Consider the following 15262-nt stretch of genomic DNA (forward strand, 5'->3'; position numbering starts at 1 on the left):
GGCAGCCCGGCGCAGCTTGCCGCCCGCTTTGACCCGGACGGCGTGAAAACAAAGAAAAACCGCTGCGAGTGTAGCGCAGCGGTTCGGACTGTCAATCGACAAGACGACGATCAGACGCGCTTGAACACCAGCGTGCCGTTGGTGCCGCCAAAACCGAAGGAGTTGGAGATGCCGATGTCTATCTTCATCTCGCGCGCGGTATTGGCCACGTAATCCAGATCGCAGCCGGCCTCCACATCCTGATCGTTCAGGTTGATGGTGGGCGGCGAAACCTGGTTGTGCACCGCCAGAATGGTGTAGATCGCCTCCACGCCGCCGGCGCCGCCCAGCAAGTGGCCGGTCATCGACTTGGTGGAGTTGACCACCAGCTTCTTGGCGTGGTCGCCAAACGCCAGCTTGATCGCCGTGGTTTCATTGGCGTCGCCCAGGGGCGTGGACGTGCCGTGAGCGTTCACGTACTGCACCTGGTCGGCGTTGATGCCGGCGTCGCGCAGCGCGTTGCTCACGCCGCGCGCCGGGCCTTCCGCGCTCGGCGCCGTGATGTGGTGAGCGTCCGAGCTCATGCCGAAGCCGATCAGCTCGGCGTAGATCTTGGCGCCGCGTTTGACCGCGTGCTCATAGTCTTCCAGCACCAGCACGCCGGCGCCCTCGCCCATCACGAAGCCGTCGCGGCCCTTGTCCCAGGGACGGGAAGCCGTGGCCGGATCGTCGTTGCGCGTGGACAAGGCCTTCATCGCGGCGAAACCGCCGATGCCCAAGCGCGAAACCGCGCCTTCCGCGCCGCCGGCCACCATCACGTCGGCGTCGCCGTACTGGATCAACCTAGCCGCGTCGCCGATGCAGTGCGCGCCGGTGGTGCAGGCGGACACGATACCGTAGGACGGACCCTGATAGCCTTTCAGGATGGACACCTGGCCGGCGATCAGATTGATCAGCGAGCCCGGGATGAAGAAGGGGCCGATCTTGCGCGGACCGCCCTCCATCAAGGCCACGCCGGTTTCCTCGATCAGCGGCAGGCCGCCGATGCCGGAACCGATGTTGACGCCGACCCGGGTCTTGTCCAGGCCCGGCACGTCGTCCAGGCCCGCGTCCGCCACCGCTTGCAGCGCCGCGGCGATGCCGTAGTGGATGAACAAGTCGTTGCGGCGGGCTTCCTTCGGCGAGATATAGTCGCTGATCTCAAAGCCCTTCACTTCGCCTGCGATCTGGCAAGCCATGTCGCTGGCGTCGAAACGGGTAATCTTGGCGATGCCGCTGTTGCCGGCCAGCAAATTGGCCCAGCCGGTGGCGACATCATTGCCGACCGGGGACACATGGCCCAGGCCGGTTACTACAACTCTGCGTTTTGACACGAAGAATCTCCGTGAGAGATGGGAGGGCAGTCTCCCCACGAGACCGTCCACGCATTGCGATGCCCTACGGTTTGGCAGGGATCAAACGCGCGTTTGGCATCCTCTTGGCAAAAGACCTCTGCGAAGAGACCAGAAGGCTCCGGGCAGAGGTCCTAATACCCCTCGAAAGGGAAGGAATTACTTGTTCAGGTGGGCAGTGACGTAGTCGACGGCTTGCTGAACGGTGGTGATCTTCTCGGCCTCTTCATCCGGAATTTCGCACTCGAACTCTTCTTCCAGAGCCATTACCAGCTCAACGGTGTCGAGGGAGTCGGCGCCCAGATCGTCCACGAACGAAGATTCGATTTTCACTTCGGCTTCGTTCACGCCCAGCTGTTCGGCAACGATCTTCTTAACGCGCGCTTCGATGTTTTCCATTTGTTTAAACCCTTGACCTTTCTGATTCGGGATAACAAAACCCCGGTATTCTACAAAAAAAAATTAGAGCAGCCTACCTAAATCTCCAGGCGGGCCGCAAGCTCGTTCACGGCATCAACATGCCGCCGTTGACATGCAGCGTCTGGCCGGTGATATAGCCAGCGCGATCCGACGCCAAAAAAGCGGTGGCATCGGCGATATCCTTGGCGTCGCCCAAGCGGCCCAGGGCGATCTGCTCGACCAGCGCCGCGCGTTGCGCTTCCGGCAGCGCGCGGGTCATATCGGTGTCGATGAAGCCGGGGGCCACGCAGTTGACGGTGATGTTGCGGCTGCCCACCTCGCGCGCCATCGACTTGGTGAAGCCGATGATGCCGGCCTTGGCCGCCGAATAATTGGTCTGGCCCGGGTTGCCGGACACGCCCACCACCGAAGCGATATTGACGATGCGGCCGAAGCGCGCTTTCATCATGCCGCGCAACACGGCCTTGGACGCCTTGAACACCGATTTCAGATTGGTGTCCATGATGTCGTCCCAGTCCTCGTCCTTCATCCGCATCAGCAAGCCGTCGCGGGTGATGCCGGCATTATTGACCAGGATGGCGATCGCGCCGAATTCTTTTTCGATGGATTCGACCAGCGCGTCGATCGCGCCGGCCTCGGTCACATTCAACACCCGGCCGGCGCCGCCCTGTGCGGACAGGCGCTCGTGGATGCTCGCTGCGCCGGCCTCGCTGGTCGCGGTGCCGATCACTACGGCGCCTTCGGCCGCCAGCGCCGCGGCGATCGCCGCGCCGATGCCGCGCGATGCGCCGGTGACCAATGCCACTTTGCCTTGCAGGCTCATTGCAGTCTCCTTATCGTTATTCCGGCCCCGCCTTGACGCGGCCGCATTACATTCAGTTCAGTTCGCCGCGAGCGGCTTCCAGCGCCGCCACATCGGTCAGCGCCAGGCATTTGATGTTGCCGTCGATGCGCTTGGCCAAGCCGGCCAGCACTCTGCCCGGCCCGCATTCCGCCATCTGCGTCACGCCGTCGGCGGCCAGCTTCTGGATGGTTTCGGTCCAGCGCACCGGCATGTACAGCTGACGGGTCAGCGCGTCGCGGATCTGCGCCGGCTCGTTGTAGCTGGCGACGTCGGCGTTGTGCAGCACCGGAATGGCCGGCGCGCCGATATCCGCTTGCGCCAGCGCCGCGGCCAGTTGCTCCGCCGCGGGCCGCATCAACGCGCAATGCGAGGGCACCGACACCGGCAAGGGCAGCGCGCGCTTGGCGCCGCGGGCCTTGCACTGCTCCATGGCCCGCTCCACCGCGCCCTTATGGCCGGCGATCACCACCTGGCCCGGCGAATTGAAATTGACCGCTTCCACCACTTCGCCCTGAGCCGCTTCCGCGCAGGCGGCGCGGATGTCCTCGTCGGACAGGTTCAGGATGGCGGCCATCGCGCCGACGCCCACCGGCACCGCGGACTGCATCGCCTCGGCGCGCAGGCGCACCAGTTTCACCGCTTCGGCGAAGGGCAAGGCCGCCGCCGCCACCAGGGCGGTGTATTCGCCCAGGCTGTGGCCTGCCACCAGCGTCGGCTGGCGGCCGTTCAACTCCTGCCAGGCCAGATAAGTGGCGTAGCCGGCGGCCAGCATGATGGGCTGGGTATTGACGGTGGCGTTGATCTCGTCGGCCGAGTCCGCCTGCAGCATCGCCCACAGGTCGACGCTCAAGGCGTCCGATGCTTCGTCAAAAGTGTGTTTCACCACGGGGAGGTCGGCAAAGCCGTCCATCATTTTCAAGCTTTGCGAGCCTTGGCCCGGGAACAGAAAAGCAAACGCCATAGTCGACTCCAGAGAATTCGACGCAAGAATGACGCAAACCGGCGACGTCTGCCAAGCCTAACGATCAAATATCGCTGAGGCTAGTGACCTCACGGTCAGCCGTCGGCGGCTTGCGCGCCAATGTTTCGGGTCAGATCTTCAACAATACAGCGCCCCAGGCGAAACCGCCGCCTATGCCTTCCAGCAATACGGTCTGGCCTGGACGAATGCGGCCGTCGCGCACCGCGCAGTCCAAGGCCAGCGGAATCGATGCGGCGGAGGTATTGCCCTGTTGCGGCAATGTGACGATCACGCGTTCCATCGGCAAGCCCAGATGCTTGGCGGTGGATTCTATAATGCGCAGATTGGCCTGATGCGGCACCAGCCAGTCCACTTCGCTCTTGTCGACGCCGGCTTCCGCCAGCGTCTTGGCCGCGATGTCGGACAGGGCTTTGACCGCGAATTTGAACACCGCCGGGCCATCCATGTGCAGATAGGGCATGCCCTGAATCTTGCCGCCGGAAATCTGGGCCGGAGTGTTGAGAATGTCCTTGTAGCGGCCGTCCGCCGCCAGCTTGGCGTGCAGGATGCCCGGCTCCTCGGAGTCGCCGAGAATCACCGCGCCGGCGCCGTCGCCGAACAGCACGCAGGTGCGGCGGTCGTCCCAGTCCAGCACCCGCGACATGATTTCCGCGCCCACCACCAGAGCGCGGCGGGCCATGCCGCTCTTGATGTAGTTGTTGGCGGTCACCAGCGCGAACATGAAGCCGGCGCACACCGCCTGCACGTCGAACGCCGCGCAGCCGGGAATGCCCAGCTTTTCCTGCAACAGACAGGCGGTGCTGGGAAAGACCATATCGGGAGTGGTGGTGGCCACGATGATCAGATCGATCTCGTGCTTGTCGATGCCCGCGCTCTGTATCGCGGCTTCCGCCGCCTTGAGCGCGAGATCGCTGGTTTTGTGTTCCTCTGCAGCAATATGGCGCGCGTGGATGCCGGTGCGAGAGACTATCCACTCGTCGCTGGTATCCACGCGTTCGGCCAACTGCGCATTGGTGAGCACCTGCTCGGGCAGAAAGCTGCCGGTGCCTAGAATGCGGGAATAGCCCATGGTTGTCAGTTCGCTTCCGCCTCGGACTGCTTGAGATTGTTTAATTGGTGCGCAATCCGGTCGGCGATGTGACCAATCACGTCGGAACCGGCTTCCTCGCAAGCCTGCTCCAGCGCGTAACGGAATCCTGTGACGTCGGTCCCGCCGTGGCTTTTCACCACGATGCCGCGCAGCCCCAGCAAGCTGGCGCCGTTGTAGCGGCGGGGATCGATGCGCCTCTTGAACAGTTTGAGCACCGGCAGCGCGGCCAGCGCGCACAAACGCGTCCACCAGCTGCGGCCAAACTCTTCGCGCAGGAACACGGCAAACATGTGAGCCAGCCCCTCAGCTGTCTTCAAAGCCACATTGCCGGTAAAACCGTCGCAGACTACCACATCCACCGTGCCTTTACAGATGTCGTCACCCTCCACGTTGCCGTGGAAATTGAGCTCGGACTGGCGCAGCAGTTCGGCGGTCTTTTTGATATTGTCGTTGCCCTTGATGTCTTCCGAACCGATGTTCAGCAGGCCGACGCTAGGGCTGGCGTTGCCGCTGAGGCACACCACCAGTTCGGATCCCATGATGCCGAACTGCAACAGTTGTTCTGGGGTGCAATCGACGTTGGCGCCCAAATCCAACACGCAAGACGAGCCCTTGACGGTGGGCAGCATTTTGGCGATGGCGGGACGGTCGATGCCGGGAATGGTCTTGAGTACGAAACGCGCGGTCGCCATCAGCGCGCCGGTGTTGCCGGCGGACACGGCGGCCTGAGCCTCGCCTTCTTTGACCAGATTAATGGCCACCCGCATCGACGAATCTTTCTTGTTCTTCAAGGCGAGCTGAGGCGCCTCATCCATGCCCACCACTTGGGTGGCGTGCTGGATGCGGATGCGTTCACGCGCGACGCCTTGATGCGCGGCCAGTTCAGCCTCTAGGGCTGCTTGGTCGCCAACAAGAATCAAACGGGTGTCGGGATGGTTCTGCAGGAATTGGATCGATGCAGGGACGGTAACCTTGAGGCCAACGTCACCGCCCATTGCATCAACCGCGACGGTGATAGTCATCAACGAGTGCGGTAATAGTGCTGCCTAATCAGTGGGGAAAGTAGGAAAACGGGGAGATTACTCGCCCTTGGTCTTCACAACTTTGCGGCCGCGGTAGAAACCGTTCGGGCTGATGTGGTGGCGCAGGTGCGCTTCGCCGGTGCTGGCTTCAACTGCCAGAGCCGGAGCGGTCAGAAAATCGTGTGCACGATGCATGCCGCGCTTGGACGGGGACTTTTTGTTCTGTTGAACAGCCATGGTCGACTCCTAAGAAATTCAAGTAGATTCGGTTCGAATCCGGGTTTTACTCGGACTTGGGTCTCTTAAGCGCCGCCAGCACCGCAAACGGATTGGGCTTGTCAGCCTTGGCGAGCGAGAGAGTTTCCCTGCCGCAGTCGTCGTGTTTCGGCGACAGCGGCAAGCCCATAATGATTTCGTCTTCGATCAACGCCGTCAGGTTCAGTTCCGGCTCGGCGATGATAGCGTCCAGCTCCTCGTCCTGCTCGCAAGCCTCTTCCAGCTTGTCCGGATCGGTAAACAAGGTGACCACCGAATCGGTGTCCAGGCTGTACGGCATGCTTTCCATGCAGCGCTGGCAGGTCACTTTGAGTTCCCCGGACAAATGAAGACGCAGCGACAAACGGTTCAAGCTGTCGCGAAAACCGTCCAGGGCGTATTCCACGTTCCCGGAGGTGTCGGACAGGTCGCTGTGCACGCGCTCATCCAGCTCGCCAACCGGCAGTTTGCCGGCCTGCGAACGCCCTTCCCGGGCGAACTTGAGCGGATCGATCAAAATCGGTTTAGACATAAACCTCGCATGGTACAATCCATTCCCCTGATTTGTCAAAAGAAACAAGGAGCCCTCCGCGCGCGCCGCCAGGCCGCCCCGGCTCCGCAACAAGCGACGTCCACATCATGCAGATCGTACTGGCCTCCACCTCCCGCTACCGCCAAGAAATCATCGCCCGCCTGGGCCTGCCCTTCCACGCCGAACCGCCGGTGTGCGACGAAACCCCGCTGCCGGGCGAAACCGCGCTGGAAACCGCGGTCCGGCTGGCCCGCACCAAGGCGCAATCGCTGGCGGACAAGCATCCGCAAGCGCTGATCATAGGCTCCGACCAAGTGGCTTTGCTTGACGGACAGCAGATCGGCAAGCCAGGATCGTTCGAAAACGGCGTCAAGATGCTGCAATGGATGAGCGGCCGGACCGTGGTGTTTCATTCGGCGCTGGCCTTGTACAACAGCGCCGAGCGCCGGCTGCAAGAAGCGGTGGGCATCACCCGCGTCACCCTGCGCGCGCTGAGCGAAGCGCAAATCCGCAACTATCTGGAACGCGAGCCGGACGCGCTGCACTGCGCCGGCAGCGCCAAGAGCGAGGGCCTCGGAGGCGCGCTGCTGGAGCGCGTGGAGTCCGACGATCCCAATGCGCTGATTGGCGTGCCTCTGTTCAAACTGATTACGATGCTGGCCGATGAAGGCGTGGAGATTTTGCGATGAGCGGCACCCTGTTCCTGATCCCCGCCCCCTTGGGCGACGAATCCATCGCCTGGCTGCCCGAAGCCGAGCGCGCCAAAGTGCTGCACCTGACCCGTTTCGTGGTGGAAGCCGAAAAAACCGCGCGCAAACACCTGAAGGCGCTGGGCGTCAGCGCGCCCATCCGCGAACTCGCCATGAGCACGCTGAACGAACACACCCCGGCCACCGACGTCGCCGCCTTGCTGCAACCGCTGCTGGACGGCCACGATCTGGGCTTGATCTCCGAAGCCGGCTGCCCGGCGGTGGCGGACCCCGGCGCGCAACTGGTGGCGCTGGCGCATGAGCGTGGCTTGCGGGTGGAACCCTTGATCGGCCCGTCCTCCATCCTGCTGGCTCTGATGGCCAGCGGCGCCAACGGCCAGTGCTTCGCCTTCCACGGCTACCTGCCGGTGGACGCCGCCGACAAGGCAAAAATCGTCAAGGAGCTGGAGCTGCGTTCGCGCCAGCGCAACGAGACCCAGGTCTTCATCGAAACGCCGTACCGCAACAACGCGCTGCTGCAGCAGTTGCGCGACACGCTGTCCCCGGCCACCCGGCTGGCGGTGGCCTGCGATCTGACCTTGCCGAGCCAGACCATCGTCAGCCGACGGGTCAAGGACTGGCCCAAGGACGCGCCGGACCTGCACAAGCGCCCGGCCATTTTCATCATTCACGCCGCCTGAGCCCGCCATGGCCAAGATTCCGCCGCTGATCCATTCCCTGCTGGACACCGATCTCTACAAATTCACCATGCTGCAAGTGGTGCTGCACCAGTTCCCGGCCTCGCACGGCGAGTACGAGTTCAAGTGCCGCAACCGCCCGGACATGCCCTTGACCCAGCTGAAGAAAGAGCTGGAAGCGCAATTGGACTGGCTGTGCCAGCTGCACTTCACCCAGGAAGAGCTGGCCCATCTGCGCACCTTGCGCTTCATCAAGAGCGACTTTGTCGATTATCTGGAGCTATTCCATCTGCAGCGGCGCTTCATCACCGTGTCCTGCGAGGACGAGGAGCTGGCGATCCGCATCAAGGGCCCGTTGGTTCAGGCGATGTTTTTTGAAATCTTCGTGCTCGCCATCGTCAACGAATTGTATTTCCGCCGCCTGGACTCGGCTGAAGTCCGCGCCGAGGGCCTGCGCCGGCTGGAAGCGAAAATCGCCGTGCTGGAACGCTTCCGCGACAGCGAGGCCGCGCAGCAACGCTTTCCCTTGCTGATCGCCGATTTCGGCACTCGCCGCCGTTTCAGCCGGGACTGGCAGCAGCACGTGGTGGAGCGCCTGAACACCGCCTTGCCGGACATTTTCCGCGGCACCAGCAATGTTTACCTGGCCTGGAAGCTGGGCATCACTCCGATAGGCACCATGGCCCACGAGTTCTTCCAGGCCTTCCAGGCGCTGGGCGTGCGGCTGCGCGACTTCCAGAAAGCGGCGCTGGAATCCTGGGTCCAGGAATACCGCGGCGACCTCGGCATCGCGCTGACCGACGTGGTGGGCATGGACGCCTTCCTGGCGGACTTCGACCTCTACTTCGCCAAGCTGTTCGACGGTCTGCGCCACGACAGCGGCGATCCCTATCAATGGGGCGAAAAGGCGATCGCGCATTACCGCAAGCTGCGCATCGATCCCGCCACCAAGATGCTGACCTTCAGCGACGGCCTGAGCGTGGACAGCGCGCTGGACCTGCACCGCCATTTCAGCCCGCAGATCCAGGTCAGCTTCGGCATCGGCACTCATTTCACCAACGACATGGGACTGGAACCGCTGCAAATCGTGCTCAAGCTGGTCAGCTGCAACGGCCAGCCGGTGGCCAAGCTGTCCGACAGCCCCGGCAAGACCATGTGCAGCGACGAAACCTTCCTCGCCTATCTGCGCCAGGTGTTCAAGGTGGCGCTACCTGCCTGAGCCCTCCGCGGGCGCCAGCGCGCTCAGCACTTGCCGGCGCGCCTGCTCGGACAGGCGCTCGCCGGCCAGCGCCACCGTCTGCCGGCCCAAGGCCTGGTAGGCGGCGCGCAAATCGGCATCGTCCATCGCCTGCAAATGCAGGGCCACCGTCGAGGCGTCGCCGCGCGCGATGGGCCCGGTCAAAGCCGCCTGCGACCCCAGCGCCAAGGCATTGTCCAGCGTTTGCCGCATCAGACCGCCCAGCAAAGGCGTCAGCAGCGCCTCCGGCACCCCGCCCTGGCCGGCCAGCCGCCGCGCGATGGCAGTCAGCGTCACCAGATAATTGGACGCCACCGACAAGGCCGCGTGATAGGCCGGTTTGCCGCCCTCGGCCAATTGAAACGGCCGCCCGCCTATGGCCTGCGCCAATTCCCTCAAGACAAGGCACGCTTCGGCGTCGCCCTCCAGCGCGCACAGCACGTCGGAAAACCCCTCAAGCGCGATGGCCGGATCGGCGAAGGAAAAGGCCGGATGCAGGCTGCCGACGTGCGCGCCGCGCGCCGCCGCCGGCCTCAACAGTTCGGATCCGCTGACGCCGCTGGCGTGAAACACCACCGCGCCGGCCGGCACCTCCGTCTCCGCCAACCGCAAAGCGCAGTCGGCGATCGCCGCATCCGGCACCGCCAGCAGGTACAGGTCGGCGGCGGCCAACTCCGCCCATGCGGTCACCGGACGCCCCGTGCCGATGAAGGCGCAGGCGGCGGCGGCGGAATCCGCGCCGCGCGTCATCACGTCCTGCACCCGGTAGCGGCCGGAACGCCGCGCCAGCGCCGCCAAGGTCTTGCCCAGACGCCCCGCGCCTATGATGTTGATCCGAATCACGCTTCCTCCCGAAAACCTCAAGCCGCCCGCGCGTGCGCGAATCCGGGCGCAGACAAAAAAACAGCCTTGCACGATAATGCCGACATGGACGCCGCGCATCGGCGACGCCTGTCCCGGAGAGACCCCATCATGAAGCTCGCCGTTTTCCTCGGCCTCATCGCCGTCGTCCTCTTCTACTTGATCACGCTATACAACGCGCTGATCAATTTGAAGCACCAGCTGACGCAAAGCTGGGCCAATATCGACGTCATCCTCAAACAACGCCACGACGAATTGCCCAAGCTGGTCGAAGTGTGCCGGCAATACGCCCAGTTCGAACAAGAAACCCTGACGCAAGTGATGGCCGCCCGCGGCGCGGTGGCCGACTCCGCCCGAGCGCGGGATCCGGAGGCCCTCGGCGCGGCCGAAGGACGCTTGCACGGCCTGATCGGCCAGCTATACGCGGTGGCCGAGGCGTATCCTGCGCTGCAGGCCGACCAGCAGTTCGCGCAATTGAGCGCGCGCATCACCCAGTTGGAGGAGGCGCTGGCCGATCGCCGCGAACTGTACAACGAGGCGGTCAAACTCCACAACGCCCGCATCGAGCAGTTCCCCGACGTCCTGCTGGCCCGCCTGTTTCATTTCCCGCCGGCCCGGCCGCTGCGCTTCGCCGCCGCGGAAACCCGCGACGTGGACATGAAAGCGCTGTTCGCGCGCAACTGACATGCCGGCGCTCGCCTCCCTGCTGCCGGGCCTGGGCTTGGCCCTGTACCTGCTTGCCGCCGCCTCATGGCTGCTTGGCGGCGAGGCCCGCCATGGCCTGCTGATCGCGGCGGCAGTCGGGCTGATAGGCTGGCGTCTGAATTACCGCCATTACCGCCAGGTGGCGGACACTCCGACGTCCAGACTGGCCAGCGCGGCCTTGGGCCAAGTCGAATTATGCGGCCAGGCCCACTGCCATCCGAACGCGCCCAATTACAGCCCCTTGAGCGGCCGACGCTGCGCCTGGTACCGCTGCTGGCGCATAGACGAGCGCGGCAAACTGGACTGGGAGGACTGGCTGACCTGGGCCATGCAACGCTCCAACCGGCTGGCGACCCGCGCCAACCCGCCGGAAGTCAGCAGCGACGACAGCTTTCTCCTGGTGGACGGCGACGCGGAAGCCACCATTCTCCCCGGCGGCGCCCAAGTGGTCGCTCGCCGCCGGCGTCGCTGGCATGAGGACGGCATGTTGCTGATAGAGGAATGGATAGACGAAGGCGAGGCCATCTATGTGCGCGGCCGGCTGCGACGGCTGGACGCGCGCGCCAGTGCGCTGGACCTTCGCCTGGATATCGGCGCCAAACTGGCCGAATGGAAAAACGACAGACAAGCCCTGCTGCGCCGCTTCGATCTGGACGGAGACGGGCAGCTCAGCGAGCAAGAATGGTCGCTGGCGCGCGCAGCGGCGCAGCGCGAAGTCGTCGCCCTGCAGCAGGAACTCGCGCGACAGCCGGCGTCCTTATTGCTGCAGGGAGACGATCAAGACGCGCCCTTGATCCTCACCACCCTGTCTCCGCGGCAAAGCGCCCGGCTGTTCCGCCGCCGCGCCTGGCTTCACGCCGCCGTGGCGCTGGCCTGCCTATTGGGCTGGCTCAAGCTGGCTCGATTCTAAAGCGCTATACTGAAGCGAAAGCACTCGCCACGCGGCAGGAGCGCAGATGATCCGCCTGATCTACAGCAGCGCAGCCCATCACCCGGTTTCCGCCGAAGCCATGCAGAACCGCATTCGCCGTTTCCGCGACTACAACCGGAGCCAGGACATCGTCAGCGTGCTGCTGATGCTGAACGACGACTTCCTGCAAATCCTGGAAGGCCCGGAAGACGCCATCGACGCGCTCTATCAACGCATCGCACGCGACCCGCAGCACCATCAGCTGACCCTGTTGTCGCGCGAGGAGATCGACCACCCCATGCTGGCCAATCACCCGCTGGAATACCTTGCCCCGGCGCCGCAGGCCGACGGCAAGCCTCTGTCCGCCTCAGCCATCGCCCGAGACGCCGGCTGGACCTTGCACGGCAAGGTCCAGCATGTGATCCAAAGCTTTCTCGACGGCAAATGGCATCATCACCTGCCCAACGGCATGAATCCGCAAGTGCTGCGCCGCGGCTGAGCTTATCTATATATGAGTGCGCTTCCTCGTCGGCGAGCCTGACCCGCTCAAGGTTCCGCCGCGACCAGCGCCTGGTCGATATCGGCCAGGATGTCGTCGATATGCTCGATGCCTATCGACAAACGCACCATTTCCGGGCGCACGCCGGCGCGCAGTTGCTCATCGGCCGACAGTTGGCGGTGGGTGGTGGTGGCCGGGTGGCAGGCCAGCGATTTGGCGTCGCCGATATTCACCAGCCGGGTCACCAGTTGCAAAGCGTCGATGAAGCGCCCGCCGGCCGCCGCGCCGCCGCGGATACCAAAGGACAGCACGCCGGAAGCCCGGCCGCCGAAGTATCGTCGCGCCAGAGCATGGTCCGGGTGATCCTCCAGGCCGGCGTACTCGACCCACTCCACCGCCGGGTGCGCACGCAGATGCTGGGCCACGCGCAGCGCGTTGGCGCAGATGCGGTCCATGCGCAGCGCCAACGTCTCGATGCCCTGCAAAATAAGAAAGGCGTTGAACGGCGCCAGCGCCGCGCCCATATTGCGCAAGGGCACCACTCGCGCCCGCGCGATATAAGCCGCCGCGCCCAATGCTTCCACATAGTTGACGCCGTGGTAGCTGACGTCGGGCGTGTTCAAGCGCGCGAAGCGCTCGGCGTGCTCGGCCCAGGGAAAGCGCCCGCTGTCGACAATGGCGCCGCCTATGCTATTGCCGTGGCCGCCCAGATACTTGGTCAGACTATGCACCACGATATCGGCGCCGTGCTCGAAGGGCCGGCATAGATAAGGAGACGGCACCGTGTTGTCGACGATCAGCGGCAAACCGTGACGATGAGCGTGATCGGCGAAGGCGGCGAAGTCGACCACATTGCCCAACGGATTGCCGATGGATTCGCAAAACACCGCCTTGGTGCGCGCGTCCGCCATGTCGCCGATCCGCTCCGGATGGCGATGGCTGACGAAACGCACCTCGATGCCCAGCTGCGGCAGCGTGTGGGCGAACAGATTGTACGTGCCGCCATACAAGGTGCTGGTGGCGATGATGTTGTCGCCGGCCTCGGCGATGGTTTGTATCGCGTACGTGATCGCCGCCATGCCGGAAGCCACCGCCAGCGCGCCTATCCCGCCTTCCAAAGCCGCCACCCGCTTCTCCAGCACATCGGTGGTCGGGTTCATGATGCGGGTGTAGATATTGCCCTGCACCTTGAGGTCGAACAGATCCGCTCCATGCTGGGTGCTGTCGAAAGCGTAGCTGGTGGTTTGGTACAAGGGCACCGCCACCGCCTTGGTCGTCGGATCCGGCGCATAGCCGGCATGCACCGCCAGGGTTTCCAGTTTCATCTCGTCAGTCCTTCCTTCTATATAAGGCGAGTCGCGCAGCGCTCCTCTATGCCACTCGCCTACCTTAACCGGGAAGCGAAGCCAGCGAAAGAAGCTAAATCTAAAACCGGAAAACCAAACAATCTATGCGGACGCACGCCCAGACCGTAAACCTTGCATAGGTTCAAAACAGACAAAACAAAACAAAATATATTTTACTAACAACAAGTTAACACTCACACCCATTAGCACAACCTCAAGCGAATAGCCTCGCTTCAGCCTATTTACATAGACATCGCTTTCTATTATGATTCGATTGTGAATTCATTCTGGTGTGCGTCTTGCGGCATCATGAATTCTCTTCAAGTCACGTTGATTTTTGAGCCCGCCCTCCGCGGGCTTATTTTTTTTGCATCGCCCTGAATCACCCTCCCCCTTCCCCTTCCCGCTCTTATCCTTATGGCATCAGGCTTTCGGCCAACAAGTGCATTTTTACAACACCCGCACGCAATGAGTCGATTTCATGATTTACCCCTTTATTTCATTGGCTTAGCCAGACATTCCCATGTAAAACCACACACACAAAGCAACAATTGGTTGTTGATTTGCAACACCGCATTTACCGAAAAGTTGCATTTACACAACTTAGCCAATAGCATTTGCTCACATTCCTAAACCCATATAAAAGGATGACTTGACCATGAAAAAGAGTCTGATCGCCCTGCTGGTAGCTACTCTGCCGGCTGCAGCTTTCGCTGACGTGACCATCTACGGCAAAATCAAAGGCGGCGTTGAATACGTTGACAATGGTTCCACCAAGCAAACCAACATCGACGACCTGGGTTCCCGTATCGGCTTCAAAGGCAAGGAAGACCTGGGCAATGGTCTGAAGGCTATCTGGCAAGTTGAAACTGGTTTTGGCATCGACGGCCAAACCCGTAGCGGCTCCGGTAGCGGTACTTTTGCTAACCGTAACTCCTTCATCGGCCTGCAAAGCGACCTGGGCACTCTGCGCCTGGGCAACGTGTCCAACTTCATGGACAGCGACATGGGCATCGTCGACAGCTGGGAATACCGCAACGACGCGCTGGGTCTGGGCATCTTCACCCGCGACGGCAACCGTCTGAAGAACTCCGTGCGTTACGATCTGCCTAGCATCGCTGGCTTCAGCGCCGCTCTGCAATACGGCACCAAAGAGAACAAAGCCGGTACTGCTGACGCAATCACTGGCAAAGTTCAATCCGACCGCGAAGTTTACAATCTGGGTCTGGGCTACGAAAACAGCGGCTTCTTCGGTAAGTACAGCTTCCAACGCGAAGGCACCGCTATTATCGACAGCGTCAGCTCCCGTCGTAACGACAAGCATCGCCTGGAAGTTGGCTACAACGCCAACAACCTGCTGGTTGCTTTCGGTTACCAACAAGAAAAAGGCGGCCTGGACGTAGTTAAAGGCTCCACTTGGTACGATCTGGTTAGCAAAGGCCTGAATCTGACCAACGTTGACCTGACTCAAAACGTTAAGACCCGCGAATACGCTCTGACCGCGGCCTACACTCTGGGTGCCTTTACCCCGAAATTCACCTACGCCCGTGGCGACAAGGTTGAAATCGGCGGTGCTAAGCTGAATGACAGCGGCTACAACCAGTACGTTCTGGGTGTTGACTACGCGATCTCCAAGCGCACCACCTTCGGCGCGCAGTACGGTCAGATCGACGTTAAAGGCGGCGTGAACAACGCCAACAAGGATCTGAAGGCCTTCGGCCTGAACATGATCCACGCATTCTAATTTGTCGGTTCGACGCAAGAACCTACGAACATGAATGAGAAAAAGGCCCGCGCAAGCG

17 protein-coding genes are annotated in these 15262 nt (G+C 62.4%); 7 read left to right on the forward strand and 10 right to left on the reverse strand.

Going from position 1 to position 15262, the window contains the following annotated elements:
* Positions 1-110: 110 nt before the first annotated feature.
* The 8 genes from fabF to NK214_RS16920 all read right to left on the reverse strand — a co-directional run bounded on the left by fabF (position 111) and on the right by NK214_RS16920 (position 6515).
* Positions 111-1352: a beta-ketoacyl-ACP synthase II gene (gene fabF, locus NK214_RS16885; protein WP_107798370.1), complete on the reverse strand. Its 1242-nt coding sequence runs from the start codon at positions 1350-1352 to the stop codon at positions 111-113.
* A gap of 177 nt (positions 1353-1529) precedes the next feature.
* The gene (gene acpP, locus NK214_RS16890) at positions 1530-1769 is read right to left on the reverse strand and encodes an acyl carrier protein (RefSeq protein ID WP_019103041.1); all 240 of its coding nucleotides are present in this window, start codon (positions 1767-1769) and stop codon (positions 1530-1532) included.
* A gap of 106 nt (positions 1770-1875) precedes the next feature.
* Positions 1876-2613, reverse strand: a complete 738-nt coding sequence (gene fabG / locus NK214_RS16895) for a 3-oxoacyl-ACP reductase FabG (RefSeq protein ID WP_107798369.1) — start codon at positions 2611-2613, stop codon at positions 1876-1878.
* Positions 2614-2665: 52 nt separating this feature from the next.
* Complete coding sequence (gene fabD, locus NK214_RS16900) at positions 2666-3595, reverse strand: ACP S-malonyltransferase (RefSeq protein WP_107798368.1); 930 nt, start codon at positions 3593-3595, stop codon at positions 2666-2668.
* A gap of 130 nt (positions 3596-3725) precedes the next feature.
* Entirely contained in the window at positions 3726-4685 is a 960-nt protein-coding gene (locus NK214_RS16905; RefSeq protein ID WP_107798367.1) for a beta-ketoacyl-ACP synthase III, read from the reverse strand.
* 5 nt (positions 4686-4690) lie between these two features.
* Positions 4691-5728, reverse strand: a complete 1038-nt coding sequence (gene plsX, locus NK214_RS16910; protein ID WP_107798366.1) for a phosphate acyltransferase PlsX — start codon at positions 5726-5728, stop codon at positions 4691-4693.
* A gap of 57 nt (positions 5729-5785) precedes the next feature.
* Positions 5786-5965 carry a 50S ribosomal protein L32 gene (rpmF, locus tag NK214_RS16915; protein ID WP_011136965.1) on the reverse strand — a complete coding sequence of 60 codons (180 nt, stop codon included), beginning with the start codon at positions 5963-5965 and terminating at the stop codon, positions 5786-5788.
* A gap of 46 nt (positions 5966-6011) precedes the next feature.
* Positions 6012-6515 carry a DUF177 domain-containing protein gene (locus tag NK214_RS16920; protein WP_107798365.1) on the reverse strand — a complete coding sequence of 168 codons (504 nt, stop codon included), beginning with the start codon at positions 6513-6515 and terminating at the stop codon, positions 6012-6014.
* A 107-nt stretch (positions 6516-6622) separates the two neighbouring features.
* Here NK214_RS16920 and NK214_RS16925 point away from each other — a divergent pair, with 107 nt between their 5' ends.
* Genes NK214_RS16925 through pncB form a run of 3 tightly spaced genes read left to right on the forward strand, consistent with a single transcriptional unit; the run spans position 6623 to position 9121 of the window.
* Positions 6623-7204 carry a nucleoside triphosphate pyrophosphatase gene (locus NK214_RS16925; RefSeq protein WP_227107222.1) on the forward strand — a complete coding sequence of 194 codons (582 nt, stop codon included), beginning with the start codon at positions 6623-6625 and terminating at the stop codon, positions 7202-7204.
* Positions 7201-7905 carry an SAM-dependent methyltransferase gene (locus tag NK214_RS16930; protein WP_253315045.1) on the forward strand — a complete coding sequence of 235 codons (705 nt, stop codon included), beginning with the start codon at positions 7201-7203 and terminating at the stop codon, positions 7903-7905. Before NK214_RS16925 ends, NK214_RS16930 begins: the two co-directional genes overlap by 4 nt.
* A gap of 16 nt (positions 7906-7921) precedes the next feature.
* Positions 7922-9121, forward strand: a complete 1200-nt coding sequence (gene pncB, locus NK214_RS16935; RefSeq protein ID WP_253315055.1) for a nicotinate phosphoribosyltransferase — start codon at positions 7922-7924, stop codon at positions 9119-9121.
* On the opposite strand, the gene NK214_RS16940 is transcribed toward pncB, so the two are convergent.
* Entirely contained in the window at positions 9110-9982 is an 873-nt protein-coding gene (locus NK214_RS16940) for a DUF2520 domain-containing protein (RefSeq protein WP_253315046.1), read from the reverse strand. The genes pncB and NK214_RS16940 overlap by 12 nt on opposite strands.
* 129 nt (positions 9983-10111) lie before the next feature.
* Here NK214_RS16940 and NK214_RS16945 point away from each other — a divergent pair, with 129 nt between their 5' ends.
* From NK214_RS16945 to NK214_RS16955, 3 genes are read left to right on the forward strand one after another with little or no spacing between them, the layout of a single operon-like run.
* Positions 10112-10684 carry a LemA family protein gene (locus NK214_RS16945; RefSeq protein ID WP_253315047.1) on the forward strand — a complete coding sequence of 191 codons (573 nt, stop codon included), beginning with the start codon at positions 10112-10114 and terminating at the stop codon, positions 10682-10684.
* A 1-nt stretch (position 10685) separates the two neighbouring features.
* On the forward strand, positions 10686-11615 hold the full coding sequence (locus NK214_RS16950; protein WP_253315048.1) for a hypothetical protein: 930 nt from the start codon (positions 10686-10688) through the stop codon (positions 11613-11615).
* 46 nt (positions 11616-11661) lie between these two features.
* The gene (locus NK214_RS16955; RefSeq protein WP_107798360.1) at positions 11662-12114 is read left to right on the forward strand and encodes a BLUF domain-containing protein; all 453 of its coding nucleotides are present in this window, start codon (positions 11662-11664) and stop codon (positions 12112-12114) included.
* A gap of 47 nt (positions 12115-12161) precedes the next feature.
* Here NK214_RS16955 and NK214_RS16960 read toward each other — a convergent pair whose 3' ends face one another.
* Complete coding sequence (locus NK214_RS16960) at positions 12162-13439, reverse strand: O-acetylhomoserine aminocarboxypropyltransferase/cysteine synthase family protein (RefSeq protein ID WP_235089728.1); 1278 nt, start codon at positions 13437-13439, stop codon at positions 12162-12164.
* A 679-nt stretch (positions 13440-14118) separates the two neighbouring features.
* On the opposite strand from NK214_RS16960, the gene NK214_RS16965 reads away from it, so the two are divergent.
* The gene (locus NK214_RS16965) at positions 14119-15204 is read left to right on the forward strand and encodes a porin (protein ID WP_227107201.1); all 1086 of its coding nucleotides are present in this window, start codon (positions 14119-14121) and stop codon (positions 15202-15204) included.
* Positions 15205-15262 lie beyond the last annotated feature (58 nt).

The sequence above is a fragment of the Chromobacterium sp. S0633 genome (assembly GCF_024158805.1).
Lineage (GTDB): Bacteria > Pseudomonadota > Gammaproteobacteria > Burkholderiales > Chromobacteriaceae > Chromobacterium.

Coding starts and splice junctions, on each gene's coding strand:
- acpP (WP_019103041.1), bottom strand. CDS start 1,769: ATGGAAAACATCGAAGCGCGCGTTAAGAAGATCGTTGCCGAACAGCTG.
- fabG (WP_107798369.1), bottom strand. CDS start 2,613: ATGAGCCTGCAAGGCAAAGTGGCATTGGTCACCGGCGCATCGCGCGGC.
- fabD (WP_107798368.1), bottom strand. CDS start 3,595: ATGGCGTTTGCTTTTCTGTTCCCGGGCCAAGGCTCGCAAAGCTTGAAA.
- NK214_RS16905 (WP_107798367.1), bottom strand. CDS start 4,685: ATGGGCTATTCCCGCATTCTAGGCACCGGCAGCTTTCTGCCCGAGCAG.
- plsX (WP_107798366.1), bottom strand. CDS start 5,728: ATGACTATCACCGTCGCGGTTGATGCAATGGGCGGTGACGTTGGCCTC.
- rpmF (WP_011136965.1), bottom strand. CDS start 5,965: ATGGCTGTTCAACAGAACAAAAAGTCCCCGTCCAAGCGCGGCATGCAT.
- NK214_RS16920 (WP_107798365.1), bottom strand. CDS start 6,515: ATGTCTAAACCGATTTTGATCGATCCGCTCAAGTTCGCCCGGGAAGGG.
- NK214_RS16925 (WP_227107222.1), top strand. CDS start 6,623: ATGCAGATCGTACTGGCCTCCACCTCCCGCTACCGCCAAGAAATCATC.
- NK214_RS16930 (WP_253315045.1), top strand. CDS start 7,201: ATGAGCGGCACCCTGTTCCTGATCCCCGCCCCCTTGGGCGACGAATCC.
- NK214_RS16945 (WP_253315047.1), top strand. CDS start 10,112: ATGAAGCTCGCCGTTTTCCTCGGCCTCATCGCCGTCGTCCTCTTCTAC.
- NK214_RS16950 (WP_253315048.1), top strand. CDS start 10,686: ATGCCGGCGCTCGCCTCCCTGCTGCCGGGCCTGGGCTTGGCCCTGTAC.
- NK214_RS16955 (WP_107798360.1), top strand. CDS start 11,662: ATGATCCGCCTGATCTACAGCAGCGCAGCCCATCACCCGGTTTCCGCC.
- NK214_RS16960 (WP_235089728.1), bottom strand. CDS start 13,439: ATGAAACTGGAAACCCTGGCGGTGCATGCCGGCTATGCGCCGGATCCG.
- NK214_RS16965 (WP_227107201.1), top strand. CDS start 14,119: ATGAAAAAGAGTCTGATCGCCCTGCTGGTAGCTACTCTGCCGGCTGCA.